Origin of the sequence: Novosphingobium album (ex Hu et al. 2023) (assembly GCF_022832385.1) — a bacterium.
Taxonomy (GTDB): domain Bacteria; phylum Pseudomonadota; class Alphaproteobacteria; order Sphingomonadales; family Sphingomonadaceae; genus Novosphingobium; species Novosphingobium album.
Genome location: NZ_JALHLE010000004.1, coordinates 41,411 through 64,312, shown reverse-complemented (window position 1 = coordinate 64,312; position 22,902 = coordinate 41,411). Strand labels below are relative to the sequence as shown.

Here is a 22,902-nt window from a genome sequence, read left to right as displayed (position 1 = left end):
CCCTGCCTTCGCGGGGATGATATGGAAACGGAGTAAGGACAGAATGCAAGGCAAGGTAGCGATCGTCACCGGCGCGGCAGGCGGTATTGGCGAAGCCTGTGTGCGGGCGCTGGGCGCGAAGGGCGTCAAGGTGCTCGGCACCGGCCGCAACGCTGGCAAACTGCAGGCGCTGAAGGATGCGCTCGCAGGCGTCATGGAATTCGACTTTGTCGCCGCCGACGCCACGGCGGACGATGCGCCCAAGGCCATCGTGCAGGGCGCGGTCGATAAGTTCGGGCGGCTCGACATCCTTGTGAACAATGCGGGTTCGTTCAACTTCGGTCCGGTCGACCAGACCTCCGACGAAATGCTGGACGAAGTGATCGGCATTTCCATGCGTGCGCCGTTTCGCCTTTGCCGCGAGGCGCTGGACGTGATGGGCGAGGGCTCCTCGATCCTGTTCATCGGCTCGACCTGGGGCATTTTCGGCACGGTCGCAGGCGGCGCCTATTCGATGGCCAAGGCCGGGCAGATCGGTCTTATGCAGACCATGGCGGCCGAATACGGCCCGCGCGGCATCCGCTCGAACTACGTTGCGCCCACCGTCGTGCGCACCGAGATGACCGACGCGTTCTGGGAGCTCGACTTCTTCCGCCGTGGCAACCACGAACTGACGCCGATGAAGCGCGACTGCACCGCGATGGACATCGGCAACATGGTGGCGTTCTTGGCCTCTGACGAGGCGGGTTTCGTCAACGGGCAGACCATTGCGGTGGACGGCGGCATGTCGACCACGCGCTACGTTGCGCCCGAGGCGCTCGGCGCGGTACGGCAATAGGACAGACCTCTGGATCGCTGAGGCGATTGCGCTGCGGCATGGTGTTGTCGCAAATGCGTGGTTGCGCCTAACGGTCCTGTCAGAGGACGTGGGGAGGCGCTGCGCTGATGCAATTCGAATGGACTGAGGAACAGGATGCCTTCCGGCACAAGATCCGGGACTTCCTGCATGCCAATCTTCCGGACGGCTGGGAGAAATTCTCGGAACACGGCCCCGCATCCCCGGCGCTGACGGCGTTCGCGCGAGAGTTCTGCGTGAAGCTGGCCGATGCAGGCATCCTCTTCCCGCACTGGCCCAGGGATATGGGCGGGGATGGGCTGGGCCCGTGGGAACAGCAGATCCTCGCCGAGGAAATGTGGATCGCGGGCGAGCCGCGCGGCGGCCAGTACATGAACGTCAACTGGATCGGCCCGACGCTCGACAAGTACGGCACGGCCGAACAGAAGACGCGCTATCTCGAGCCGATCACCAAGGGGCAGTCGCTTTGGTGCCAGGGCTTTTCCGAACCTGATGCGGGTTCCGACCTCGCGAGCTTGCGCACCCGTGCCGAGCTGAAGGACGGCAACTACGTCATCAATGGCCAGAAGATCTGGACCAGCTATGCCGGTCTCGCCGATACCTGCTTCCTGCTCACGCGCACCAGCGAAGACAAGAAGCGCGGCATCACCATCATCCTCGTGCCGATGGACACGCCGGGCATCACCGTGCGCCAGATCCCCTCGCTGATTGGCGAGGGCGACATTCACGAGGTCTTCTTCGATGACGTCACGGTGCCGGAAAGCGCCCGCTTCGGCGAAGAAGGGCAGGCGTGGGAGATCGTCGCCTATTCGCTGCGCAATGAGCGCCTTGGCATCCCCCGCTTCACGCTGGCCCGCGCGGCGCTCGACCGGGCGGTTTCGATGCTCAAGGACGCGGGCGATTTCGACGGCGAATACGTGCGCATCGAGGCTGCGCGCTGTGCGGCGCTGTGCGAGGCGGCCGGAACGGCTAACTATGCCGTCGTCCAGCGCCGTGTCGACGGCTTTGCGATCGGCGCTGAGTCCAGCTCGGCCCGCTACGCCACGGTCATGGCCGAGCGCGCGGTTTGCGAATTCGTGATCGAGTTCCTGCCCGAAGCGCTCGCCGGGGCATCGCCCTATCTCAAGATGCACCACCAGCGCGGCATCGTCGCCGGTGTGGCGGCTGGTTCGGCCGAGATTCAGCTTAACATCATCGCCAGCGAAGTGCTGGAACTGCCGAGGGAGCCCCGCTGATGCAGCTTTCGCTCAACGAGGACCAGACGCAGATCCTCGATTTCATCGACAGCCTCGCCAAGCCTTTCAGCACCCTGCCGATGCACGACGTGTCGCTGGCGCTGGAATCGGCGGAACTGGACGAGGCGCTGGTCGAGAACGGCTTCCTTGACGTCATGGCGGTCGAGGAACTCGGGCCTGTCACTGCGGCGCTCGTGGTCGAAAGGCTCGCGCGCCTGCCGTTTGCCGTCGAAGCGGCGGCCTCGGCCATGGTGCGCCCGCTGATCGATCCCGAACTGCCGCGCCCGCTGTGCCTGATGGAAGAGGGCAAGACCCGCAAGCCGCTGCGCTTCCTGCGCCCCGGCGCGACGGTGGTCGTGGCCGGCCCCTCGGGCGTGAAGAGCTTCACCGCGACCGAAGAGATGATCGCGCCTGCGCAGGAAGACACGCTCTACGGCTATCCCGTGGCGTTCCTGACTTCGCTGCCCGATGCCATGACGTCACATGATGTGGACGCCGCTGAGATCACCCGTGCGTGGCGCGTTGCGATCGCGGCGGAAGCTGCAGGCCTGCTCGGCGCGGCGTTGGCGAGCACGGTGACTTATGTCTCCGAGCGCAAGCAGTTCGGCCGCCCGCTCGCGACCTTCCAGGGGATGCGCCACCGTCTGGCCGAGGATCAGGTCATGACCAACACCGTCTACTGGATGGCCATGCGCGCGGCGGGCACGGGCTCACAGGCCGATGCGGCCATGGCGCTCCAGCATGCGCAGGAAGCGGCCAAGCGGGTCTGCTACGACTACCACCAGTTCCTCGGAGGTATGGGCATGACTCTGGAGCATCCGCTGCACCTGTGGACCTATCGGCTCAAGCTGCTCACCGCTGAACTGGGCGGACGCGGTGCACAGGGGCTGGCGGCAGCGGAAGCGCTTTGGAGCTGACGTCAGGCCCAATCCTTCTTCGTCAGTGCGAGCGAGGGTAGTGTTTGCGGGTCTCAATCCACGTCAATCATGCCCTTGGCACCCGTCCCGCCACTCACCGCCAGCGTCTCGCCGGTAATGTAGCTCGCGGCGTCGCTGGCGAGGAATACCACAGCCTGCGCCACTTCCTCCGGTTTGCCGGGACGTCCGAGGGCAAAGGCGGTCTTTGCCGCACACAGCGCATCGAAGCCGGTCTTCGCCCAGCCTTTCTGTGCAAGATCGGTAGCGGTCATGCCGGGAGCCACGGCGTTGACGCGCACGTTCGATCCGCCCCATTCGCTCGCGGCTACTTTGGTGAACATCTGCAGGCCTGCCTTGGCCGCCGAATAGGCGCCGCAGCCGGGGGTGCCGGTGATGCCAGCCTGCGAGGATATGTTGACGATGGCGCCGTGCCCGCTCGCCTTGAGGTGCGGGATCGCCGCGTGCGAGCAATAGAAGGCGGCGTTGAGGTTCAGGGCGATGTCCTTGTCCCACAAGGCGGGCGGCATCTTCGAGAATCCCGCGAAGCTGGATTTGCCCGCATTGTTGATCAGGATGTCGAGGTGCCCGAAGTGCGCGACGGTCTCGTCGACCAGTGCCTGCACCTGCTCCGGGTCGGTGGCGTCGGTGGGGAGGCAGAGCACCTGCCGTCCGGTTTCGGCGCGCAGTTCGTCCGCCGTCTTCTCCAGCGCCTCGGCCTTGCGGGCGGCCAGCACCAGATCGGCGCCGCGCCGGGCCAGAAGACGGGCGATTTCCTTGCCGATGCCGGTGCCGCCGCCGGTGACGATGGCCACGCGGCCGCTGAGATCAAAACCTTCCAACATTGTGCTCACCATCTCCGCCGGCGCTGGCAGCCCCGGACTCTCTCCTGAAGTTCGGCCGCGCGTTCCTCTGGCGACACATACGGGGTGTCGGCAGGAAGGTGATCGCGCAGCTCAGCGAATTTGACGCGTTTCAGCGTCGGGGTCGGGCAGGAGTCGCAGTCGTACCAGCGCCCGTAGACCGTGCCCTGCAGGAACCCGGCGGGATCGAGCCAGTTGGGCACGCCCGGGTCTTCCAAAGAGATCACCGCGCGGAATTTTCCATCGCTGGAAATCTTCGCGAAGTGTCCGTTGGTGCTGCTCATCCGGTACACGTATTCGATTGCGTTGTAGTAGGGGTCGTTGAGCTGGAAGTTCCAGTAGGGCCGCACCTCCGGCAGCTCGGTCTCGATGATCAGCGCCTCGTCCGGCTCGAACTCGAAGACGGCCGGGATATAGATCTGGCGGGAAAGGGCGCCGCCGATGGGCGCGGGCTTGAAAACATTGACCCCGGCTTCGTCGCGAACCTGATTCTGCATCCAGTAGAATAGCTCAGTCGCTTTCGCAGGCATCGCTGCCATATGTTTGATACGCTGTAGAATTTCATCGACTGAAAGGCGCGGTTTGAGCGGTGCGGGATCGAGGTTCTCGATCGACAGTACGGGATCGATTTCACCGGCCCAGTCGTAGGAGCGTTTGCGGACCATCAGCATGGTGGCGCCGGGTTTGATCTGCAGCCAGTTGCCGGTGTGGTCTTCGGGCCGTTCTCCACTGAGCAGGATTTCGAATGTGCCGTCCGGTTCGATCTGCAGATGCCGGTCGTCGAGGTCCGAATAGTGTTCCCCGGTCATGTCGACATCGCCGGGATAGCCCGCGTTGTTCTTTTGCGTGTTGAACATGATCATCTTGACCGTGCCGCGCGTTCCGGAGACGCGGTAGCGGTACTGTGGGCTGACGGGCGACTGCAGGTAGATGTCGTCCGGATTGGGCTGTAGCGTGTAGACAGGGTTCCACAACGGTGCCCAGTCGGGATGCTCTGCGCTGGCGTGGAAGAACGCGAAGTAGCCGTAAGAGAACTGCATCACGATCTGGCGGTAGACGTCCGCACGATATTCCGGGTCGTCCGGTCGCCAGGTGTTGCCAATGCCGGCAACGGCCGTTTCAAGGTCAGCCAGATAATCGAACAGTGGTCCGGGTATGGGGGGGGGCTGAGTGCTCATCGTCCGGGTGATCCTCTCCTTGTGGCCCCTGTCCGGGACTCGCCTTTGTTAGATGGTATATACTATCTAACGGGCATGCAAAGTGGAGTGGAACACGCATGAGCGATACCGACCTTCTCGATCTTGGCGGCCAGGTCGCCGTTGTTACCGGCGGCGGCCAGAACGCGGGCCGCGCGATCGCGCTGGAACTCGCGCGCCATAACGCGGGCGGCATCGCCGTGAACGATTTCGTGGCCGAACGTGCCGAAGCCGTGGCGGAGGAAGTGCGTGCAATGGGCGTGCCCGCGCTCGCGGTGCCGTTCGACGTGTGCGATCTGGACGCGGCCAGGGCTGCCGACGCAGCGATCAAGGACAAGCTCGGCGCTGCTACGATCCTCGTGAACAATGCCGGCATGGCGGGCCCGGGCGGATCGCTCCGGCCGATGCAGAACTTCTGGGAGGAAGATCCCTCCGCCTGGCAGCGCTACCTCGGTACCAATCTCTATGGCGTCTACAACTGCAGCTATGCCTTCATCCCGAACATGGTCGAGGCGAAGAAAGGTCGCATCGTCACCATCGTTTCGGATTCAGGCCGCATCGGTGAGCCGAAGCTTGCGGTTTATGCGTCGGCCAAGGCCGGTGCGCAGGGCTTCGTGCGCTCGATCGCCAAGGAACTGGGCCGTTACAACGTGACCGCGAACTGCGTCTCGCTGTCCTCGCTGATGCCTGACATGCCGGAGGAAAAGCTGGCCGAGGTCATGGCGAGCGATCACGCCAAGGCCCAGCTTTCTCGCTATACCATACGCCGCTACGGCAAGTCGGCCGACGTTGCCGCGCTGGTGACGTTCCTGTGCTCGGGCGCTTCAGAATGGATTACGGGCCAGACCTATCCGCTGAACGGCGGCTACGCACCCTCGATGTAAATTGTGGATGTAAGCGCGCGAATGCGGCGGCCGGGACGCCGGTAGCCGACAATCTGGACCGTCCGGTAGAAAAATCCGGACGGGACGGTTGACGAAACGCATCACAGCTACGATTCTGCTCCTGCAGGGACCGGTCGGTCCCGGGGAGAAATCATGCCATCAACAGCTTACCATGCACCCGGCACAGTCGAGGATGCAGTCGCCCTGCTTGCCGCCGATCCCACGGCGCGGCCGCTGGGAGGCGGCACGGACCTGATCGTGCAGATGCGCGCGGGGCGGCTCAGCCCGGGCGCGGTGATCGATCTCAAGCGCATCGGCGGGATGAGCGGCGTTCACCGTGCCGGTGATGCGTTTGCCATCGGCGCGGCGACGCCGTGCACGGCACTCAAGGCCGACGCTGCCCTCTCTGCCGCCTGGCCGGGCGTGGTCGAGGCCGCGAACCTCATCGGTTCGGTGCAGGTCCGCAACCGTGCGACGATGGCGGGCAACCTGTGCAATGCCTCGCCCGCGGCGGACAGCGTGCCCGCGCTGGTCGCGGCAGGTGCCGTTTGCGTAATTGCAGGGCCTTCGGGGCAGCGCGAGGTACCGGTCGAGGCAATCCCGGTCAGCCCGGGCAAGACCTCGCTCGCACCCGGCGAATTCGTGGTCGAAATCCGCTTTCCGCCAAAGCCTGCGGGCGGGGGTGACGCCTACCTGCGCTCCACACCGCGAACCGAAATGGACATCGCCGTCGTTGGCGCGGGCGTGAGCATCGTTCTGGATGGCGAAGGGATCTGCACTGCCGCGCGTATTGCGCTGGGCGCTGTGGGGCCAACGGTCGTGTTGGTCGAGGACGCTGCTGCTGCGCTCGTCGGCAGCAAGCTCGACGACGATGCGCTCGCCGCCATGTCGCAGGCCGTGCAGGCCGCCAGCAATCCCATCGACGACAAGCGCGGGACGGTGTCCTACCGCAAGGCGATGGCGGGCGTGCTTGCCCGCCGTGCCGTCCTGATTGCCGCCAGCCGCGCCGGAGCAAAGGCATGAGCAAGATTCGCGTTTCCACCACCGTCAACGGCGATGCCGCCGAATTCCTGTGCGAACCTACCAGTTCGCTGCTCGATGTGCTGCGTGACACCATGGGGCTGACCGGCTCCAAGGAAGGCTGCGGCTCGGGTGACTGCGGCGCCTGCACCGTCGTGCTCGATGGCGAAATGGTCTGTTCCTGCCTCGTGCTCGCGCCCGAGGCCGAGGGGCGCACCATCGCCACCATCGAGGGCGTGGCCGAAGGCTCGGTGCTCCATCCGGTGCAGCAGAAGTTCCTCGAACATGCCGCCCTGCAGTGCGGGTTCTGCACGCCGGGCTTCATCGTCGCGGCCAAGGCGCTGCTCGACCGCAATCCGGACCCGACCGAGAGCGAGGTCCGCTACTGGCTGGCGGGCAACCTGTGCCGCTGCACCGGCTACGACAAGATCGTGCGCGCGGTGATGGCCGCCGCCGCTGAACTCAGGCAGGAAAGGACGCCGGCATGAACGCGCCCAGCACCATGAAGCCGTTCCGTCACGTCGGCACCCGCCCGGTCCGTCCGGACGGTGTCGATAAAGTTACCGGCAAGGCGCTCTACAGCACGGATTTCAAGGCACCTGGGATGCTCTGGGGCGCGATTCTGCGCAGCCCGCATCCGCACGCGCGCATCCTGTCGATCGACACGAAAAAGGCCGAAGCGCTGGCCGGCGTGAAAGCTGTGGCGACGGGCCGGGACCTGCCGACGCTGGAATCGCTGGTCATGCACGTGGGCGAGGGCGCGTCGGACATCGTCGATGTCTCGCACAACTGCCTTGCACTCGACAAAGTGCTCTACGAAGGCCACGCCGTCGCCGCTGTCGCCGCGGCCAGCCCCGAGATCGCCCGCGAGGCGCTGGGCCTGATCACGGTCGAATACGAGGAACTGGCGTTCGTGCTCGGGCTGGAGGAGGCGCTGGCCGAAGGCGCGCCGGTCCTGCACGACACCGTCTTCACAAAGGGTGTGGACCCGAAGCCGGACAGACCTTCCAATGCCGCGATGCGCGTCGAAATGGGCGGCGGCGATGTGGAAGGCGCGCTGGCTTCTGCGGCAGCCACGGTCACCGGGCGTTACACGCTGGAGCCAGTGCATCAGGGCTATATCGAGCCGCACGCCTGCGTTGCCTCGTGGAACGGGGACGGACAGGCGCAGATCTGGACATCGAGCCAGGGCCACTTCGCGGTGCGTGCGCTCACGGCGTCGGTGCTGGCGATCCCGCAGGCGGACATTCGCGTGACGCCGCTGGAAATCGGCGGCGGGTTCGGCGGCAAGACCACGGTCTACCTCGAACCGGTTGCCATGGTGCTCTCGAAGAAATCCGGGCGCCCTGTGCGTCTGGCCATGACGCGCGAGGAAGTGTTCCGCGCGACCGGCCCGGCGCCGGGCGCAGTGATCGACGTGCGGCTCGGCGCCGCCGCTGATGGTACGCTGGTCGCGGCGGACGTCGAGTTCCTCTATCACTCGGGCGCCTATACCGCGAACGATGCGGGTGCGGGCGTATCGAGCGCGATCGGGCACTACCGCATCCCCAACAGCCGGGTGGTCGGTATCGAGGTGCTGTGCAACCGTCCTGCTGCCAAGGCCTACCGTGCGCCGGGCGCACCACAAGTCAATTTCGCGGTCGAAAGCGCGATGGACGAGCTGGCGGGTAAGCTGGGTATCGATCCGCTGGAGCTGCGTCTGAAGAATGCAGCCATCGAAGGTGATCCGCAGACCACCGGCCTGCCCTGGGGGCGGATCGGCTATGTCGAATGCCTCGAAGCCGCCAAAGCGCATCCGCACTGGTCCGCGCCGCTCGGCCCCAATCAGGGGCGCGGCATCGCGGGCGGGTACTGGGGCAACTACGGTGGCCCTTCGACCGTGAACGTGAGTGTTGCCGAGGACGGCACTGTGACCGTCGCCACCGGCAGCCCCGACATCGGAGGCAGTCGCGCCTCGATGGCGATCATGGCGGCCGAAGTGCTCGACATTCCCTATGAGCAGGTGCGCGCCGTCGTGGCCGATACGGCGTCCATCGGCGTGTCCATGGTCACCGGCGGCAGCCGCACGACGTTTGCGACCGGCATGGCCACCGTGCAGGCCGCAGAAGAGGTCAAGCGCCTGCTGTGCGAACGCGCCGCGCGGATGTGGGGAGTTATCTCCGATCAGGTCGAGTGGCGTTCGGGCGAAGTTATCTGTCTTGATGGCGAGAAGCAGGGACAGGCGATGTCAGCTGCCGCCATCGCCGGGCGCTCGTTCCACTCGGGCGGGCCGATCGCGGCTGTTGCGGCGCTGAGCGCGAAGGGCTGGCTGCCGGGCTTCGGCGTGCACATCTGCGATACCGAAGTCGATCCCGAGACCGGGCATGTGAAGATCGTGCGCTATACCGCGGTTCAGGATGTGGGCATCGCGATCCACCCGGATTACGTCGAAGGGCAGATCCAGGGTGGCGCCGCACAGGGCATCGGCTGGGCGCTCAACGAGGCCTATATCTATGGCAAGGACGGCAAGCTCGATAACGCGGGCTTCCTCGACTACCGCATGCCGGTGGCCTCGGACCTGCCGATGATCGAGGCGGTTATCGTCGAAGTGCCCAATCCGTCGCACCCCTACGGTGTGAAGGGCGTGGGTGAAGTGCCGATCGTGCCGCCGCTCGCGGCAGTCGCCAACGCCATCCATGCGGCAGCCGGGGTGCGCCTCAAGGACCTGCCGATGGCGCCCGACCGGGTCTACGCCGCGCTCCATCCGGAAGGGTGACGCGCGGTGCGCATCGTCGTGATGCCGCCGTTCGACAAGGAGTTCTTCGGCGCGGATCGTCTCGATCTGGCGCCGCATAACCTGTTCGACCTTGTCGAGCGACTGGAGGCGCTGGCGCCGGGTTTCGCAGCCATCGCCCCGGCGCGTGTGCATTTCGCAGTTGATGGAGTACTTGAGACGGACTGGACGCGAGAGCTGGCACAGGCCCGGGAGGTGATCGTGCTGCCGCGCGTCGGTGGAGGATGATCCTATGGCTGTTACCCTGCCGTTCCGCAGGCTAGAACCTTTCGGGGTCGAGATAGACTTCGACCTGTCGCAGCCGCTGGCTCCGTCGCTGGCGTACCATTTCCGCGAACTCTGGCGCGAGCATGGCTTTATGCTGGCGCGCGGACAGGCGCTCTCGATGGAGCGGCACCGCGAGTTGTGCAGTCTGCTCGGCCCGGTCCTGCTGCGCGAGGGAGAGGGCGAGGCGCTCTCCAACGAAGCAGGTGGGCCCAGCGCCTCGGCGCTCGCCTGGCATTCGGACGCGGCCTATACCGATCATCCCTTCGATGCGATTTCGCTCCATGCGCTCGACGTGGTGGACGATGCGTCCTCGACCCGTTTCGTCAGCGTAGAAGCGGCGCTGCCTGGGGATCTGTGCGCGCAGTTGGCCGGGTGCGAACAGGAGATGATTTCCCCCCATTACACCGTGCTGGAAGCGCGTACTTGCGACCAGCGTGATCCCGTGGCGATGAAGCGAGGGGTTCGACCGGCCATGCTGGAAAATCCGCACAACGGCCGTCCGTGTGTGTGGGTCAGCGAGTTACAGACTGCTCGCCTGCTGGGCATGGATTGGGCGGAGAGTAGGGACTTGCTCCACACCGTGTTCGGCCAACTCTATGCGCCCGGCCGCGTGCTGGAGCATGTGTGGCGCAAGGGAGATGTGGTGTTTTGGGATAACGTGGCTCTGCAGCATGCGCGCGGGAACCTCGAGGGCGCCGGGCGGCGGGTGCTGCAGCGGGTGATCGTCGGCACTGAAGGGGTGGCGCCGCACGTGGCGGGGTAAACCCCGTCACGGCTGTGACGTCACTTCCACCGTCTCGCCATTCATCCACTGCCGCACCACCAGATAGCGTCCGTGCAGCGCGCCACGGTCCTGGATGCCAAACCCGAGCAGGGTGCCTTCCTCGCCCTCGGCAGCGGGGAGCCATTTGATCTGTTCGAGACCCACGCGCACGCCCTCGCGGCTGAAATCCTTCGCGCGGGCGAGCCCTTCGGCGACGAGGCGGCCGATGTCGTGGCCCTTGGCGATGGCCAGCGCCTGCTGGCGGGGGGCGCTCAGTTCGGCCATCACCGCTTGCAGTGTGCGGTTCGAGTCCGAATGCATGTCGATGTAGAACCAGCCGTCGCAGGCTTTGGCGAAACTGCCGTGATAGCCGCGCAGGCCCGCCGTGTTCATGATCCGCGGGCCTTTCCACTCCGCGCCGGTCAGGGCAGCTGCCACGCCGGGCGCCGATAGGCCGAGGCCGAGATAGACGAAGCCGTCCGGCTGTGCAGGCAGCACTTTTCCGGCCTCCTCGCTGGCGTCGTCGGCCAGCGGGGAAATGCCTTCTGTCGCCACGATCGCGATCCCGAGGATATTCGCTTCGTCCTGCAGGTATTTGAGGTGCCGGGTGCCGATGGGCGAGATGTCGTAGACAACGCCGAGCCGCCGGCAGCCGAGCGCGGCCATATGCCGGGCCATGACCAGCGATTCATCCTCGTGGCTGCCCACCTGATGATGGAACATGTAGCGCCCGCGTGCCCGTTCGGCGCCGGCCCAGTTGATCGTGGGGATGCGCAGTTCCTCGGCCAGAGGCGTTGCGACCAGCGCATTGTCGCCGATCGCCGGGCCGACGATCAGGCCCACGCCAGCATCGGCCAGTTGCCGGTAGGCCCGTTCGACAGCTTCAGCCGTGCCGGAGGGCAGGCCAAGGCCATAGGCATGGACGAATTCGACCGGTGCGCTCAGCCGTCCGCTCTTGCGCACAGCCTCGATCTCGCGTTCGAGCCATCCGGTCACGTCGCCCGGACCGGGGTCGCCGTCCTTCAAATCGGCAATGTCGGCCATGTCGTTGAGTACGCCGACTTTTATGCTTTGCGTCATGCTGTTCTCCCCGCGTGGTAGCTTTTCTTCCCGCACAGCAATGGATCAGCGCGCAAAAGGCTGCATGACAGGTTCAGGCCCGCGCGCCGCGCTGGAACAGGCGCTGGGTGCAGACGGCATAGCTCGGATCGCTGGCGCCTTGGCCGAGCGTGCCCCCGCCGTCGAACGGGCGGCGCAGCTTGAAGTCGTATGTGACGACGCGCCTGGAGAAGCGCCACTTGCCATCGGCGCAGCGGCGGTAGTTGTCGATGTAGCGTACCGCCATGAAGTCCTCTTCCTTGCCGCCTTCGCGGGTGGGGATGAGGTGATACGCCAGCGCATAGACTTCGCCGCTCGCTTCGTCGCCATCGACGGCGATCAGGTGGTTGCAAACGTGATGGCCGGAATAGGGCATGTAGGGGAACGACCCGGCGATGAACTTGCAGTAGTCCCCGGCCGAGCCGTCGAAGCTGTCCCCATGGCTGTCGGTCGCGTCTTCGGTGTAGAGGTCCTTGAGCAGATCGATGTCCTGTCGGTCGATCGCGCGCGAATAGAGCAGTACGAGGTCGCGGATCGCATCCTTGTCGATGACCGACTGCAGGGCCTTTTCGTCGATTGCCATGATGTCCCCTCCACTGGGATGATTTAGAGCAGCGCGCCGCCGTCGACGGGATAGACCTGCCCGGTGATGAAGCTTGCCCGGCCCGAGGCTAGGAACGTGACCATCGCCGCCATTTCCTCCGCCGAGGCGAAGGGCTTGCCCACAAACGTGCGGCGCTGCCGGATGGCGCGGTCTTCCTCGCTCACGCTGGCCTGTCCCTTGGAGAACAGGCCGCTTTCCGGGTTGAAGCGGCTGCCCTTACTGAGCGCGGCCGGATCGGTCGGGATCGTCGCATAGGGCGCGATGGCGTTCACGCGAATGCCGTGCTGGCCCACTTCCTTGGCGAGCACGATCGTGAAGCTGTGCACCGCGCCCTTGGCCGCCGAATAGACCGGCAGCATGTAGTCACCCACCAGCCCCGCAGTGGAGCCGACATTGACGATGGCGCCGGTCTTGCGGGCGATCATGCCGGGCAGGACGGCGTGGGTCATGCGCAGCACGGTGCCGAAGTTCAGGTCGATGTCCGCCATCCACTTGGCGGGATCGGAATCGGCGAAGAAGCCCTGATCGACATTGCCGCCCACGTTGTTGACGAGAACGTCCACCGGACCGAGCGCATCGGCGGCGGCCAGGATCTTCGCGGGCGAGGCGGGATCGAGCAAGTCGGCGGCGACGAACACGGCGTCGGCTGCGCCATGTGCCTTGCAGTCTGCCACTAGCCTTGTGCCTGCATCCGCGTCGCGCCCGACGGCGACGACCTTTGCGCCTTCTGCGGCAAGATCGAGTGCGACGGCGCGGCCGATATTGGCGGTGGCGCCGGTGACTATGGCCACCTTGTCCTGCAGCTGGAAATCCATGCCCGCTCCCAAACGGTTTGTCCGTTCAGGAGCTATTCTCCCCGGCGCCGGGGTGCAAACCGTGGGGGCGATCAGCGGGCGAGGATGCGCTCAGTAGCGCGACGTGCGGACGCAGCGCATGGGGCCATCGCTGCCATCTTCGGCGATCTGGCGTAGAAAGCCGATGGAGATGCGACGAAGGGTGAGCCCCTTGAGCTTGCCCCCCGTCATAACCACGCGATCGCCGGCAAACAGATAGCTGCCGCGAATGCCGCCGGCCTTGTAGCTGGAAGCATTGACGATTCGAAAGTCGTACTCCGGCATCGGCGTGCCCGAGGGGCCGCCGGCATCGCCCGGCAGTTCGCAGGTGTAATGACCCAGCGCGAGCGTATCGATCCGGCCACCGGGCACGGGCGGCGGAGGTGCACTGGCGGCGCAGGCGGTGACGACCGGGACGCCTGCTACGGCAAGCAGGGTGGCCAGCAGAGCGGCGCGAGGCTCGGCGTCGGACTTGGGAGCGCGGTTCATGGCGCTTCAGCTAGCACCGGCGCGAAGCAATTGCCATGCCCGCGCGCCTCGTCTAAGGGCGCAGGCTTCCAAGGGCGGTTCCCGATGTGCGGGATGCGGCCCGGACCCACTAGCTCTTTCCCATCGAAGGCCACAACCATGAAGATCAGCGGCGTCGACATTCGTCCCGGTAACATTCTCGAATACGAAAAAGGCATCTGGAAGGTCGCCAAGACGCAGCACACCCAGCCCGGCAAGGGCGGTGCCTTCATGCAGGTCGAGATGAAGAACCTGATCGACGGCCGCAAGACCAACGTGCGCTTCCGCAGCGCCGACACGGTCGAGAAGGTCCGCCTCGACACCAAGGACTTCCAGTTCCTCTACGTCGAAGGCGACCAGCTGGTGTTCATGGACATCGAAACCTACGACCAGATCCAGCTTCCCTCCGACCTGCTCGGCGATGCCGTGGCGTTCCTGCAGGATGGCATGCAGGTTCTGCTCGAACTGTGGGAAGAACGGCCCATCTCCGTCCAGTTGCCCGAACAGGTCGAAGCGACGATTGTTGAGGCTGATGCGGTAGTCAAGGGACAGACAGCTTCGTCCAGCTACAAGCCCGCCGTGCTCGACAACGGTGTGCGAGTCATGGTGCCGCCGCATATCGAAAGCGGCACCCGCATCGTGGTCGACGTGTACGAGAAGGCATACATTCGAAAGGCTGACTGATGCGGACTATTGCAAAGATCATGACTTCGGCGCTGCTGGCTGCAGCTCTGCCCGGCACCAGCGCGCTGGCCGCGGCGCCTGCCAAGGCTCCGGCCCAGGCACCGGCGAACAAGGCCGAAGTTCAGGATGCGATGCTTTATCTGAAGGTGCTGATCAGTGGCCTTCAGTCCGACAAGGTCGAACAGCCGGTCAAGGGCGCTCTGGTGGGCTGCCTTTACAACAACTCGCTTGGCCAGATCACCGAATCAATGGACAAGGTGATCGCCGAGAACCCCGGCAAGATCCACAAGGACAACCCCAGCGAGCTGCTGGGCGTCATGGTCCGAATTTGCGGTTACAACCCGCAGGCGGCCGCATCCAGCAACCCGGCCAAGGGCCGCTAAGTCAGACCGGACCCGGTCCGGCAGCAGGAGTAAAGAACAGGTCATGGCCGCAATTTCCGGTCTCATCCGCGTCATGGAAAAGGCTGCCCGCAAGGCGGGCGGCCGTCTGCGCCGCGACTTCGGCGAAATCGAGCACTTGCAGGTAAGCCGCAAGGGGCCATCGGATTTCGTCTCGAAGGCCGACGAGGCCTCGGAGCGGACGATCTGGGACGAACTGCGCGCTGCGCGTCCGGACTGGGGCTTCCTGTTCGAGGAAGCTGGCGAGATCGAGGGTGATCCCACCAAGCCGCGCTTCATCGTCGATCCGCTTGATGGCACCACCAACTTCCTGCACGGCTTGCCGCACTTCGCGATCTCGATCGCGGTGCAGGAGCCGCGTCTTGACGGGAAGGGCTGGGGGGACGTGACGGCCGGACTGGTCTACCAACCGATCACCGACGAGAGCTTCTGGGCCGAGAAATCGCGCGGTGCCTGGCTGCAGGACCGGCGCCTGCGCGTCTCGTCGCGCCGTCACCTTGACGAGAGCCTGATCGCCACCGGCATTCCCTTCCAGGGGCATGGCGATGTGGGGCAGTGGGCGAAGATCTATAACGCGATCGCGCCGCAGGTAGCGGGAATCCGTCGTTTCGGCTCAGCTGCGCTCGATCTCGCATGGGTCGCGGCGGGCCGGTATGAAGGGTTCTGGGAATCCGATCTCAAGCCCTGGGACACGGCGGCAGGTTGCCTGCTGGTGCGTGAGGCCGGTGGTTTCGTGTCCGACTGGAAGGGTCGTTCGCAGCCGTATTGCGACACCGAGATCCTTGCCGGTAACGATGCGCTGCACTCGCGCCTCCACAAGATCGTGGCGAACGCACTGAAGGACTGAAGTGGTGTCTCTGTTCGTCGTGCTTGACGGGCGCTTCGTCGTAAGGATGGCGCGTGTCTCCGAAATGCCACGCAACTGACGCGGTAGTTTCCCCGTTTGTGCCGAATGGCGGCGCGCATGGGACACAGGGGCTGGGCTTTCACTATCTTGGCGCCGGGCGCCGTGTTCGGGCCATGCTTGGCCCATGCACAGGCTGTACCGGCTGGGGCTGTTGCCGCCACGCTGGCGCCGGTAACAACGCCGACGCCGGCTTTTGACCTGAGCACGACGGTATTGCCCCCTTTGAGCCCGACCATGGATGCGGCGCGCCAGAAGGTTTCGTCTGATGGCGAGGAAATTCGCCGCGAAAAGGTGAAGATCCGCTGGCAGTACCAGCCGGTAGAGGGCGGTCCCCGCTTCGAGGTTGGCACTTACGGCTCACGCAAAGGCGTGATGAAGTCCAAGCTGCTGCACGTGGCGATGGACTGGACTTTCTGAATTCGTCGGGTTCCGGCGCACTGTTCGGAACATTCGGCGGGTTCGTGCAAAGCCCTCTTGAATGGCGGAGGACGCACGGCTAAGCGGGCGGCCGGCTTTCCGTGCCCCTGTGGCGGAATGGTAGACGCGAACGACTCAAAATCGTTTGTCGCAAGGCGTGCCCGTTCGAGTCGGGCCAGGGGCACCACTGCCGTTGGCAGTGCCACGATTGATGGCTTGCGGACGCTGGACTGTCCACTTAGCCTGCCGTCCCATGAAATTGATCTCCCTTGCTGCACTTGCTGTTGCTGCCGCTGTTCCTGCAACCGTTCATGCCGGGGCCGTTCCTGACAGGATTGCATCCGATCTTCCTGGCCTCATGGAGATCTACCGCGACCTCCATTCGCATCCAGAACTCAGCTTTCAGGAACTGCGCAGCGCTGCCATCATGGCCAGGGCGGCGCGAGAGGCTGGATTTGAGGTGACTGAAAAGGTCGGCAAGACCGGCGTGGTTGCGGTAATGCGGAACGGCACCGGTCCCACGGTCCTGATCCGCGCCGACATGGATGCACTGCCGGTGACCGAGCAGACCGGCCTGCCGTTCGCTTCCAAACAGCGCGGCGTCTCAACCGCTGGTGTGGAAAGTGGTATCATGCATGCCTGCGGGCACGATACCCACATGACAGCGTGGATCGAGACCGCACGGCTCATGGCAGCACACAAGGCGGACTGGTCCGGCACGCTGGTGATGATAGGCCAGCCTGCGGAGGAGATGGGCCTCGGCGCCGTCGAAATGCTCAAGGACGGACTCTACACGCGCTTTCCCAAGCCGGATTACACGCTGGCCTTCCATGACACCCCCGAACTGCCTTCGGGCGTGGTCGGCGCGGCCAAGGGCTGGGCGCTCGCCAATGTCGACAGCGTCGACATTCTGGTGAAGGGTGTGGGCGGGCACGGCGCTTACCCGCACATGACGAAGGACCCGATCGTGCTGGCCAGTGCGATCGTGATGAAACTGCAGACGCTCGCCAGCCGGGAGATCGATCCGCTCGATCCGGTCGTGGTGACGGTGGGTTCGTTCCATGCCGGGGCCAAGCACAATGTCATTTCGGACCGGGCCAAGCTGGAGCTGACCGTGCGCAGCTATTCCGACGAGACACGCCGAAAGCTGCTTTCGGGCATCCGGCGGATCGTCGAGGGAGAAGCTATCGCCTCTGGCATACCCAAGGATCTGATGCCCGAAGTCACGGTTGCGGAGCCGTACACGCGCTCCACCTACAACTCACCTGAATTCACGCAGCAAGCGATCGATTACCTGCAGCAGAAGATGGGCAAGGATCGCGCGGTAATCACACCTTCGGTGATGGGTGGTGAAGACTTCGGTGAATTCCGCCGCGCTGACGAGGACAACATCAAGTCGATCATCTTCTGGGTTGGAGGCTCGCCTGCAGACAAGCTCGCGGCCGCCAGGGCCGGAGGCCCGCCGCTGCCCTCGCTGCACAGCCCGTTCTGGGCTCCCGAAGCGGACAAGGTGATCGCATCCGCATCGGAGGCGCTGACACTGACCGCGATGCGCCTCATGCCTAAGTGAAGCGCGGGCATTGGTAACGAGCTATGGTTAGCGCCGGGTTGTGCTCCGGCAGGGGCAGTGCGGCAGGTTTCCGGGCCAGTATGTAAGAATAACCGACGCTTCGGACAAAAATTTCCGCAGTATGCCACCCGAAATGCGGCTGAATTTATAGTCGCTGTCAGATTTACCGACATTTTACGCCTTTGGCCTAGTCAGGATCGCAAGCTCCAAAGCGGCCCGGAGGATGGCGCGTTCGGCGATGATTCGTCTTTTCAAACATTACATACCCCACGCGGTTGTCCTGCTCTGGCTGGTCGACGTAATGCTGCTGATCGGCGCCAACGAGATGTCATGGCGCCTGCGCGCGGAGCAGATCGGCATGGCGCTGGGCCAGCTGGATGATCGGCTGGGGATGCACGCCGCTTTCGCGGGCGTGATTGTGCTTTCGATGGTAGCGGTAGGAGTCTACGGCGCGGATGCCCTGCGTTCCATGCGCTTCGCTTCCGCGCGCCTTCTGGTGGCGATCTCGCTGGGTGTGATCGCGCTGTCCTTTGTCGATTTCCTGGTCGGGTCGCAGAACTTCTGGCGCTCGACACTGGCCTATTCGATGGCCTTTGCGATCGTCCTGCTGGTCCTCAACCGCCTCTTTCTGGGCGGCTTCCTGGGGACGTCGGCCTTTCGCCGCCGGGTCCTGGTTCTGGGGGCAGGGCACCGGGCACAGCGGCTGCGCGAATTGTCGGACCGGCCCGAGAGCGGGTTCGCTATCGTCAGCTATATTGGCATGAGCGAAGCGGCGCCTGTCGTGGAGGAAGCGATCCCGCGTGCGGCGATCCCCAATCTTGCGCGTTTCGTGGAGAATCTTGGCGTCAGCGAAGTGGTTCTGGCCCTTGAAGAGCGGCGCAATTCGCTACCGCTCAAGGACCTGCTGCGGATGAAGACCGAGGGACTCCATATCAATGAGTTCTCGAGCTTCCTCGAACGGGAAACGGGCCGCGTCGATCTCGATACGGTCAATCCCAGCTGGCTGATCTTTTCGGACGGTTTCTCGTCCGGGCGGGCTGTCTCCAGTGCGGCGAAGCGCGTGTTCGACATCGCGGCAAGCGCGCTGCTGCTGGCACTGACCGCCCCGCTCATCCTGCTTTTCGCGCTGCTGGTGAAGATCGACAGCAGAGGGCCTGCTTTCTACCGTCAGTCGCGCGTTGGCCTGTTCGGCCAGCACTTCGATGTGATCAAGCTGCGCTCGATGCGTACCGACGCAGAGGCAGCGGGCGCAAAGTACGCAGAAAAGAACGATCCGCGTGTCACGCGCGTGGGCAAGTTCATCCGCAAGGTCCGCATCGACGAACTGCCGCAGGCATGGACGGTCCTAAAGGGAGAGATGAGCTTCGTCGGGCCCCGTCCGGAACGTCCGGAATTTGTTTCAGATCTTGAGGAACGGCTCCCCTATTACGCAGAGCGCCACATGGTGAAGCCCGGAATCACCGGCTGGGCCCAGATCAACTATCCCTACGGCGCCTCACTGGAGGATTCGCGCAACAAGCTCGAATACGATCTCTACTACGCCAAGAATTACACGCCGTTCCTGGACTTCCTGATCATCCTGCAGACCCTGCGGGTCGTCCTGTGGAGCGAGGGCGCGCGCTGATGGGGCAGGAGGCAACCGGTCTCTGGGGGGCTGTCGGGGTCGCATTCGACCTGACTGGCGCGATTGCGCTGGCGACCCTTGCGATATGGCTCTGGCCGCGGCGTGAACGGTTCGGCAGTGCCGGTGGCGTGATCCCGGCGGCCTTGTTCGTGACGGCGGGCTGGTGCCTGACCGTCGCTTCGGCCTCTGCCGTGGTGTCCGGTGTCTTCCTGCCGTCGGTCGCGGAAAGTGCGCGCAACCTGATCTGGCTCGTCGTGGTCTACCGGCTGTTCGCCAGTGATGGACGTCACGCCACCATTGCACCGATCCGTCCGGTGATTGCGGCGCTGGCTTTCGTCGAAATGCTCCACCTGGGCGTGGACTTTGCCCTGTCGCGCGTTGCGCTTGACGGACAACTGCTTCAGTTCGCGTTCGATTTCAACGTGCTGTTCCGCCTTCTCGTGACTGTAGGCGGGCTGGTGCTGGTGCACAACCTCTATGCGGGGGCACCACGAGAGGTGCGCCCGGCTCTGCGCTGGCCTGCGGTGGGACTTGCCGTACTCTGGGCGTTCGATCTCAACCTTTACACGATCGCCTATCTGGCAGCCCGGTGGCCTGTCGAGATCGCGGCATTCCGGGGCGTGGCCACGCTTGTGCTGACTGGTTGTTTCGCACTGGCGGCCGCAAGCAACCGCGATGCGCTGCGCTTGCGGCCGTCGCGCGCGGTGACGTTCCAGACATTCTCGCTGCTGGTGATCGGGTTCTATCTCGTGGCGATGGTGGCAGTGGCGCAGTGGCTGTCCTACGCGGGGGGCAATTTCGCCCGTCTGATCGAACTGGCGTTCCTGACGCTGGCGAGCGCCGTGGCGCTGGTGGTGCTGCCCTCGCGGCGTGTACGTGGCTGGCTCAAGGTCACGCTGACCAAGCATTTCTTTCAGCACCGCTACGACTACCGCGAGGAATGGCTGCGCTTCACCCGGACAATCGGCAGTCGCGGATCCGAGGCCTCGCCTCTGGGAGAGCGCGTGGTGCAATCTGTGGCTGATATCTTCGAAAGCCCGGCAGGGCTTCTGCTGACGCCGGGCGAGCAGGGCGATCTGACCCTTGCCGCACGGTGGAACTGGCCCGAGATCGAAGTGCCCGCTGTTGCATTTCCCCTGCACGCCCAGACCTATTTCGAGCGCACCGGGTATATTGCCGATCTCGACGATTTGCGTGCGGGCCTTGCCTTGCCGGAAGCTGACATAGAGGTTCCGGCCTGGTTGACCGGTGATGCGCGGGTCTGGGCCCTGATCCCCCTGGTGCACTACGAACGCCTCGTCGGCATGGTCGTGCTGGCGCGGCCGCAGATCGTGCGCAAGTTCGATTGGGAGGATTTCGATTTGCTGCGCGTGTTCGGCCAGCAGGTCGCGAGCTATCTGGCCGAGAACGCGAGCCAGCAGGCGCTTGCTGAATCGAGCCGGTTCGAGGATTTCCACCGCCGCATCGCGTTCGTGATGCACGACATCAAGAACCTGGCCAGCCAGTTCAGCCTGCTGGCCCGCAATGCCGAACTTCATGCCGACAAGCCTGCCTTCCGCGCCGACATGCTGGTGACGCTGCGTAATTCTTCGGACAAGCTCAATGCGCTGCTGGCCCGCCTTTCGCGCTACGGGAACGGCGCAGTGGACAAGCTGGAACAGGTCCGTGCAAGCGAAGTCGTCGCATCGGTCATGGAGCGCTTTCGCGCCAATCCACAGGTGGTGCTGGCCCAGATCGTGGATGTAGAGGTCACCGCGAACAGTCATTCGCTGGAGCAGGTGCTGGTGCATCTCGTCCAGAACGCCATCGATGCCAGCAAGCCGGAAAGCCCGGTGTTTCTCTCGCTGACGGTCGAGGGGCTCACGGCGCGTTTCGAAGTGCTCGATTCCGGCTGCGGCATGAGCGCCGAATTCGTGCGCAACCGCTTGTTCAAGCCGTTTGTCTCTACCAAGAACGGCGGCTTCGGCATCGGTGCCTTCGAAGCGCGCGAACTGGTGCGGGCGATGCGCGGCCGGCTCGAAGTGGAATCGCGCGAAGGGCTGGGATCCCGGTTCCTCGTCTACGTCCCCATTTCCGCCGCATCCGACATTTTTCAGACCATGAGCAGCCAGGACCAGAAGGTGGCATGATGACCGGGATCCGTCCCAAACTCCTCGTCGTGGAAGACGACGCCGGGCTGCAGGCCCAGTTGAAGTGGGCCTACGAGGACTTCGACGTGCTCGTGGCCGGAGACCGTGCCAGCGCGCTGGCACTGCTGCGTGCGGAGTCGCCTGATGTGGTGACGCTTGACCTGGGCCTGCCGCCTGACCCTGACGGCGTGAGCGAAGGCTTCGCCGTGCTAGACGAGATCATGGCGCTCAAACCCGATACCAAGGTGATCGTTGCCAGCGGCCACGGCGCGCGCGAAAGCGCGCTGCAGGCGATCGCCCGCGGAGCATACGACTTCTATCAGAAGCCGGTGGACATTGACGCACTGGGCCTGATCGTCCGGCGTGCACTCCAGTTGTACCGGCTGGAGGACGAAAACCGCCGTCTCGCCGCCAAGGTGGAGAAGGACGAGAAAGTGCTCGGCCGCATGATCACCGCCGCGCCGGAAATGGTTCGCGTCGCGCGGACCATCGAACGCGTTGCCAATACCAATGTCTCGGTCATGCTTTTGGGCGCTAGCGGCACCGGCAAGGAACTGCTGGCGCGCGGGCTTCACGATGCCAGTGACCGGGCCAAGGGGGAGTTCGTGGCGATCAACTGCGCCGCGATCCCGGAAAACCTGCTGGAAAGTGAGCTGTTCGGGCACGAGAAGGGCGCTTTCACCGGCGCCGTGAAGACCACGCCGGGCAAGATCGAACAGGCGGGCGGGGGCACATTGTTCCTAGACGAAGTGGGTGACATCCCTCTGCAGTTGCAGGTCAAGCTGTTGCGGTTCCTGCAGGAGCGGGTGATCGAGCGCGTAGGCTCGCGCGAATCGATCCCGGTGGACACGCGGATCGTCTGCGCCACGCATCAGGACCTCGAGACGATGATCGCCGACGGACGCTTCCGCGAGGATCTCTATTACCGCCTGGCCGAGATCGTGGTGAAGATCCCCAGCCTGGCCGAGCGGCCTGGCGATGCCACCTTGCTCGCCAAGGCCTTCCTCAACCGCTATGCCAAGGAAATGAACCCCCGCGTGCGCGGCTTTGCATCCGATGCGCTGGCCGCGATCGACGCCTGGGCCTGGCCCGGTAATGTGCGTGAACTGGAAAACCGGGTGAAGCGCGCGGTGATCATGGCTGACGAGAAGCTTGTCTGCGCTGCCGATCTCGATCTCACCGGGCCCGACGAGCAGGTGATCAAGGCGCTCAATCTGAAGACCGCGCGTGAGCAGGCGGACCGCAAGGTCATCCGCCATGCGCTGGCCCGCAGCGAGGGTAATATATCGAGCACGGCCAAGATGCTCGGGATCAGCCGGCCTACCCTTTATGACCTGCTCAAGCAGTACGACCTCCAGCCCTGACCGGTCCCAAAAGG

23 protein-coding genes and 1 tRNA gene are annotated in these 22,902 nt (G+C 64.5%); 18 read left to right on the top strand and 6 right to left on the bottom strand.

What is annotated here, in order from left to right; genetic code table 11:
• Window positions 1–43 precede the first annotated feature (43 nt).
• The 3 genes from MTR64_RS03515 to MTR64_RS03505 all read left to right on the top strand — a co-directional run bounded on the left by MTR64_RS03515 (window position 44) and on the right by MTR64_RS03505 (window position 2,987).
• Window positions 44–817, top strand: a complete 774-nt coding sequence (locus MTR64_RS03515; RefSeq protein WP_243990838.1) for an SDR family NAD(P)-dependent oxidoreductase — start codon at window positions 44–46, stop codon at window positions 815–817.
• A 107-nt stretch (window positions 818–924) separates the two neighbouring features.
• Window positions 925–2,070 (top strand): acyl-CoA dehydrogenase family protein, encoded by a 1,146-nt coding sequence (locus tag MTR64_RS03510; protein WP_243990837.1) that lies wholly within the window; start codon window positions 925–927, stop codon window positions 2,068–2,070.
• Window positions 2,070–2,987 (top strand): acyl-CoA dehydrogenase family protein, encoded by a 918-nt coding sequence (locus tag MTR64_RS03505; RefSeq protein ID WP_243990836.1) that lies wholly within the window; start codon window positions 2,070–2,072, stop codon window positions 2,985–2,987. Before MTR64_RS03510 ends, MTR64_RS03505 begins: the two co-directional genes overlap by 1 nt.
• Window positions 2,988–3,040: 53 nt before the next feature.
• Here MTR64_RS03505 and MTR64_RS03500 read toward each other — a convergent pair whose 3' ends face one another.
• The gene (locus MTR64_RS03500) at window positions 3,041–3,829 is read right to left on the bottom strand and encodes an SDR family NAD(P)-dependent oxidoreductase (protein WP_243990835.1); all 789 of its coding nucleotides are present in this window, start codon (window positions 3,827–3,829) and stop codon (window positions 3,041–3,043) included.
• 5 nt (window positions 3,830–3,834) lie between these two features.
• Window positions 3,835–5,025 (bottom strand): DUF1214 domain-containing protein, encoded by a 1,191-nt coding sequence (locus tag MTR64_RS03495; protein WP_243990834.1) that lies wholly within the window; start codon window positions 5,023–5,025, stop codon window positions 3,835–3,837.
• Between the two features lie 98 nt (window positions 5,026–5,123).
• Here MTR64_RS03495 and MTR64_RS03490 point away from each other — a divergent pair, with 98 nt between their 5' ends.
• From MTR64_RS03490 to MTR64_RS03465, 6 genes are all read left to right on the top strand, one after another.
• Window positions 5,124–5,927 carry an SDR family NAD(P)-dependent oxidoreductase gene (locus MTR64_RS03490; protein WP_243990832.1) on the top strand — a complete coding sequence of 268 codons (804 nt, stop codon included), beginning with the start codon at window positions 5,124–5,126 and terminating at the stop codon, window positions 5,925–5,927.
• Window positions 5,928–6,080: 153 nt separating this feature from the next.
• Entirely contained in the window at window positions 6,081–6,950 is an 870-nt protein-coding gene (locus MTR64_RS03485) for an FAD binding domain-containing protein (protein ID WP_243990830.1), read from the top strand.
• Window positions 6,947–7,435, top strand: a complete 489-nt coding sequence (locus MTR64_RS03480; protein ID WP_243990828.1) for a (2Fe-2S)-binding protein — start codon at window positions 6,947–6,949, stop codon at window positions 7,433–7,435. Before MTR64_RS03485 ends, MTR64_RS03480 begins: the two co-directional genes overlap by 4 nt.
• A complete protein-coding gene (locus MTR64_RS03475; RefSeq protein ID WP_243990826.1) occupies window positions 7,432–9,702 on the top strand; it encodes a xanthine dehydrogenase family protein molybdopterin-binding subunit in 2,271 nt (756 codons plus the stop codon). The genes MTR64_RS03480 and MTR64_RS03475 overlap by 4 nt, the downstream gene beginning before the upstream one ends.
• A gap of 6 nt (window positions 9,703–9,708) precedes the next feature.
• Window positions 9,709–9,948: a MoaD/ThiS family protein gene (locus tag MTR64_RS03470; RefSeq protein WP_243990824.1), complete on the top strand. Its 240-nt coding sequence runs from the start codon at window positions 9,709–9,711 to the stop codon at window positions 9,946–9,948.
• A gap of 4 nt (window positions 9,949–9,952) precedes the next feature.
• Entirely contained in the window at window positions 9,953–10,750 is a 798-nt protein-coding gene (locus MTR64_RS03465; protein WP_243990822.1) for a TauD/TfdA dioxygenase family protein, read from the top strand.
• A gap of 6 nt (window positions 10,751–10,756) precedes the next feature.
• Here MTR64_RS03465 and MTR64_RS03460 read toward each other — a convergent pair whose 3' ends face one another.
• The 4 genes from MTR64_RS03460 to MTR64_RS03445 all read right to left on the bottom strand — a co-directional run bounded on the left by MTR64_RS03460 (window position 10,757) and on the right by MTR64_RS03445 (window position 13,774).
• Window positions 10,757–11,830: an ABC transporter substrate-binding protein gene (locus MTR64_RS03460; RefSeq protein ID WP_243990820.1), complete on the bottom strand. Its 1,074-nt coding sequence runs from the start codon at window positions 11,828–11,830 to the stop codon at window positions 10,757–10,759.
• A gap of 73 nt (window positions 11,831–11,903) precedes the next feature.
• On the bottom strand, window positions 11,904–12,431 hold the full coding sequence (locus MTR64_RS03455) for a nuclear transport factor 2 family protein (protein WP_243990818.1): 528 nt from the start codon (window positions 12,429–12,431) through the stop codon (window positions 11,904–11,906).
• Between the two features lie 23 nt (window positions 12,432–12,454).
• Complete coding sequence (locus MTR64_RS03450; RefSeq protein WP_243990815.1) at window positions 12,455–13,267, bottom strand: SDR family NAD(P)-dependent oxidoreductase; 813 nt, start codon at window positions 13,265–13,267, stop codon at window positions 12,455–12,457.
• A 90-nt stretch (window positions 13,268–13,357) separates the two neighbouring features.
• Window positions 13,358–13,774 (bottom strand): hypothetical protein, encoded by a 417-nt coding sequence (locus tag MTR64_RS03445; protein WP_243990813.1) that lies wholly within the window; start codon window positions 13,772–13,774, stop codon window positions 13,358–13,360.
• Window positions 13,775–13,912: 138 nt separating this feature from the next.
• On the opposite strand from MTR64_RS03445, the gene efp reads away from it, so the two are divergent.
• The 9 genes from efp (at window position 13,913) to prsR (ending at window position 22,888) form a co-directional block, all read left to right on the top strand.
• Window positions 13,913–14,476 (top strand): elongation factor P, encoded by a 564-nt coding sequence (efp, locus tag MTR64_RS03440; RefSeq protein ID WP_243990811.1) that lies wholly within the window; start codon window positions 13,913–13,915, stop codon window positions 14,474–14,476.
• 20 nt (window positions 14,477–14,496) lie between these two features.
• On the top strand, window positions 14,497–14,859 hold the full coding sequence (locus MTR64_RS03435) for a hypothetical protein (protein WP_243990808.1): 363 nt from the start codon (window positions 14,497–14,499) through the stop codon (window positions 14,857–14,859).
• 43 nt (window positions 14,860–14,902) lie between these two features.
• The gene (locus tag MTR64_RS03430) at window positions 14,903–15,724 is read left to right on the top strand and encodes an inositol monophosphatase family protein (RefSeq protein WP_243990807.1); all 822 of its coding nucleotides are present in this window, start codon (window positions 14,903–14,905) and stop codon (window positions 15,722–15,724) included.
• Window positions 15,725–16,006: 282 nt separating this feature from the next.
• Window positions 16,007–16,201 carry a hypothetical protein gene (locus MTR64_RS03425; RefSeq protein WP_243990804.1) on the top strand — a complete coding sequence of 65 codons (195 nt, stop codon included), beginning with the start codon at window positions 16,007–16,009 and terminating at the stop codon, window positions 16,199–16,201.
• Between the two features lie 103 nt (window positions 16,202–16,304).
• A tRNA-Leu gene (locus MTR64_RS03420) sits at window positions 16,305–16,388 on the top strand.
• A gap of 66 nt (window positions 16,389–16,454) precedes the next feature.
• Complete coding sequence (locus tag MTR64_RS03415) at window positions 16,455–17,771, top strand: amidohydrolase (RefSeq protein ID WP_243990802.1); 1,317 nt, start codon at window positions 16,455–16,457, stop codon at window positions 17,769–17,771.
• Window positions 17,772–18,009: 238 nt separating this feature from the next.
• On the top strand, window positions 18,010–19,395 hold the full coding sequence (locus MTR64_RS03410) for a TIGR03013 family XrtA/PEP-CTERM system glycosyltransferase (protein ID WP_243990800.1): 1,386 nt from the start codon (window positions 18,010–18,012) through the stop codon (window positions 19,393–19,395).
• Window positions 19,395–21,524 (top strand): XrtA/PEP-CTERM system histidine kinase PrsK, encoded by a 2,130-nt coding sequence (prsK, locus tag MTR64_RS03405; RefSeq protein ID WP_243990798.1) that lies wholly within the window; start codon window positions 19,395–19,397, stop codon window positions 21,522–21,524. The genes MTR64_RS03410 and prsK overlap by 1 nt, the downstream gene beginning before the upstream one ends.
• Complete coding sequence (gene prsR, locus MTR64_RS03400) at window positions 21,524–22,888, top strand: PEP-CTERM-box response regulator transcription factor (RefSeq protein ID WP_243991082.1); 1,365 nt, start codon at window positions 21,524–21,526, stop codon at window positions 22,886–22,888. The genes prsK and prsR overlap by 1 nt, the downstream gene beginning before the upstream one ends.
• Window positions 22,889–22,902: the final 14 nt, after the last annotated feature.

Coding starts and splice junctions, on each gene's coding strand:
- MTR64_RS03515 (WP_243990838.1), top strand. CDS start 44: ATGCAAGGCAAGGTAGCGATCGTCACCGGCGCGGCAGGCGGTATTGGC.
- MTR64_RS03510 (WP_243990837.1), top strand. CDS start 925: ATGCAATTCGAATGGACTGAGGAACAGGATGCCTTCCGGCACAAGATC.
- MTR64_RS03505 (WP_243990836.1), top strand. CDS start 2,070: ATGCAGCTTTCGCTCAACGAGGACCAGACGCAGATCCTCGATTTCATC.
- MTR64_RS03500 (WP_243990835.1), bottom strand. CDS start 3,829: ATGTTGGAAGGTTTTGATCTCAGCGGCCGCGTGGCCATCGTCACCGGC.
- MTR64_RS03495 (WP_243990834.1), bottom strand. CDS start 5,025: ATGAGCACTCAGCCCCCCCCCATACCCGGACCACTGTTCGATTATCTG.
- MTR64_RS03490 (WP_243990832.1), top strand. CDS start 5,124: ATGAGCGATACCGACCTTCTCGATCTTGGCGGCCAGGTCGCCGTTGTT.
- MTR64_RS03485 (WP_243990830.1), top strand. CDS start 6,081: ATGCCATCAACAGCTTACCATGCACCCGGCACAGTCGAGGATGCAGTC.
- MTR64_RS03480 (WP_243990828.1), top strand. CDS start 6,947: ATGAGCAAGATTCGCGTTTCCACCACCGTCAACGGCGATGCCGCCGAA.
- MTR64_RS03475 (WP_243990826.1), top strand. CDS start 7,432: ATGAACGCGCCCAGCACCATGAAGCCGTTCCGTCACGTCGGCACCCGC.
- MTR64_RS03465 (WP_243990822.1), top strand. CDS start 9,953: ATGGCTGTTACCCTGCCGTTCCGCAGGCTAGAACCTTTCGGGGTCGAG.
- MTR64_RS03460 (WP_243990820.1), bottom strand. CDS start 11,830: ATGACGCAAAGCATAAAAGTCGGCGTACTCAACGACATGGCCGACATT.
- MTR64_RS03455 (WP_243990818.1), bottom strand. CDS start 12,431: ATGGCAATCGACGAAAAGGCCCTGCAGTCGGTCATCGACAAGGATGCG.
- MTR64_RS03450 (WP_243990815.1), bottom strand. CDS start 13,267: ATGGATTTCCAGCTGCAGGACAAGGTGGCCATAGTCACCGGCGCCACC.
- MTR64_RS03445 (WP_243990813.1), bottom strand. CDS start 13,774: ATGAACCGCGCTCCCAAGTCCGACGCCGAGCCTCGCGCCGCTCTGCTG.
- efp (WP_243990811.1), top strand. CDS start 13,913: ATGAAGATCAGCGGCGTCGACATTCGTCCCGGTAACATTCTCGAATAC.
- MTR64_RS03435 (WP_243990808.1), top strand. CDS start 14,497: ATGACTTCGGCGCTGCTGGCTGCAGCTCTGCCCGGCACCAGCGCGCTG.
- MTR64_RS03430 (WP_243990807.1), top strand. CDS start 14,903: ATGGCCGCAATTTCCGGTCTCATCCGCGTCATGGAAAAGGCTGCCCGC.
- MTR64_RS03415 (WP_243990802.1), top strand. CDS start 16,455: ATGAAATTGATCTCCCTTGCTGCACTTGCTGTTGCTGCCGCTGTTCCT.
- MTR64_RS03410 (WP_243990800.1), top strand. CDS start 18,010: ATGATTCGTCTTTTCAAACATTACATACCCCACGCGGTTGTCCTGCTC.
- prsK (WP_243990798.1), top strand. CDS start 19,395: ATGGGGCAGGAGGCAACCGGTCTCTGGGGGGCTGTCGGGGTCGCATTC.
- prsR (WP_243991082.1), top strand. CDS start 21,524: ATGACCGGGATCCGTCCCAAACTCCTCGTCGTGGAAGACGACGCCGGG.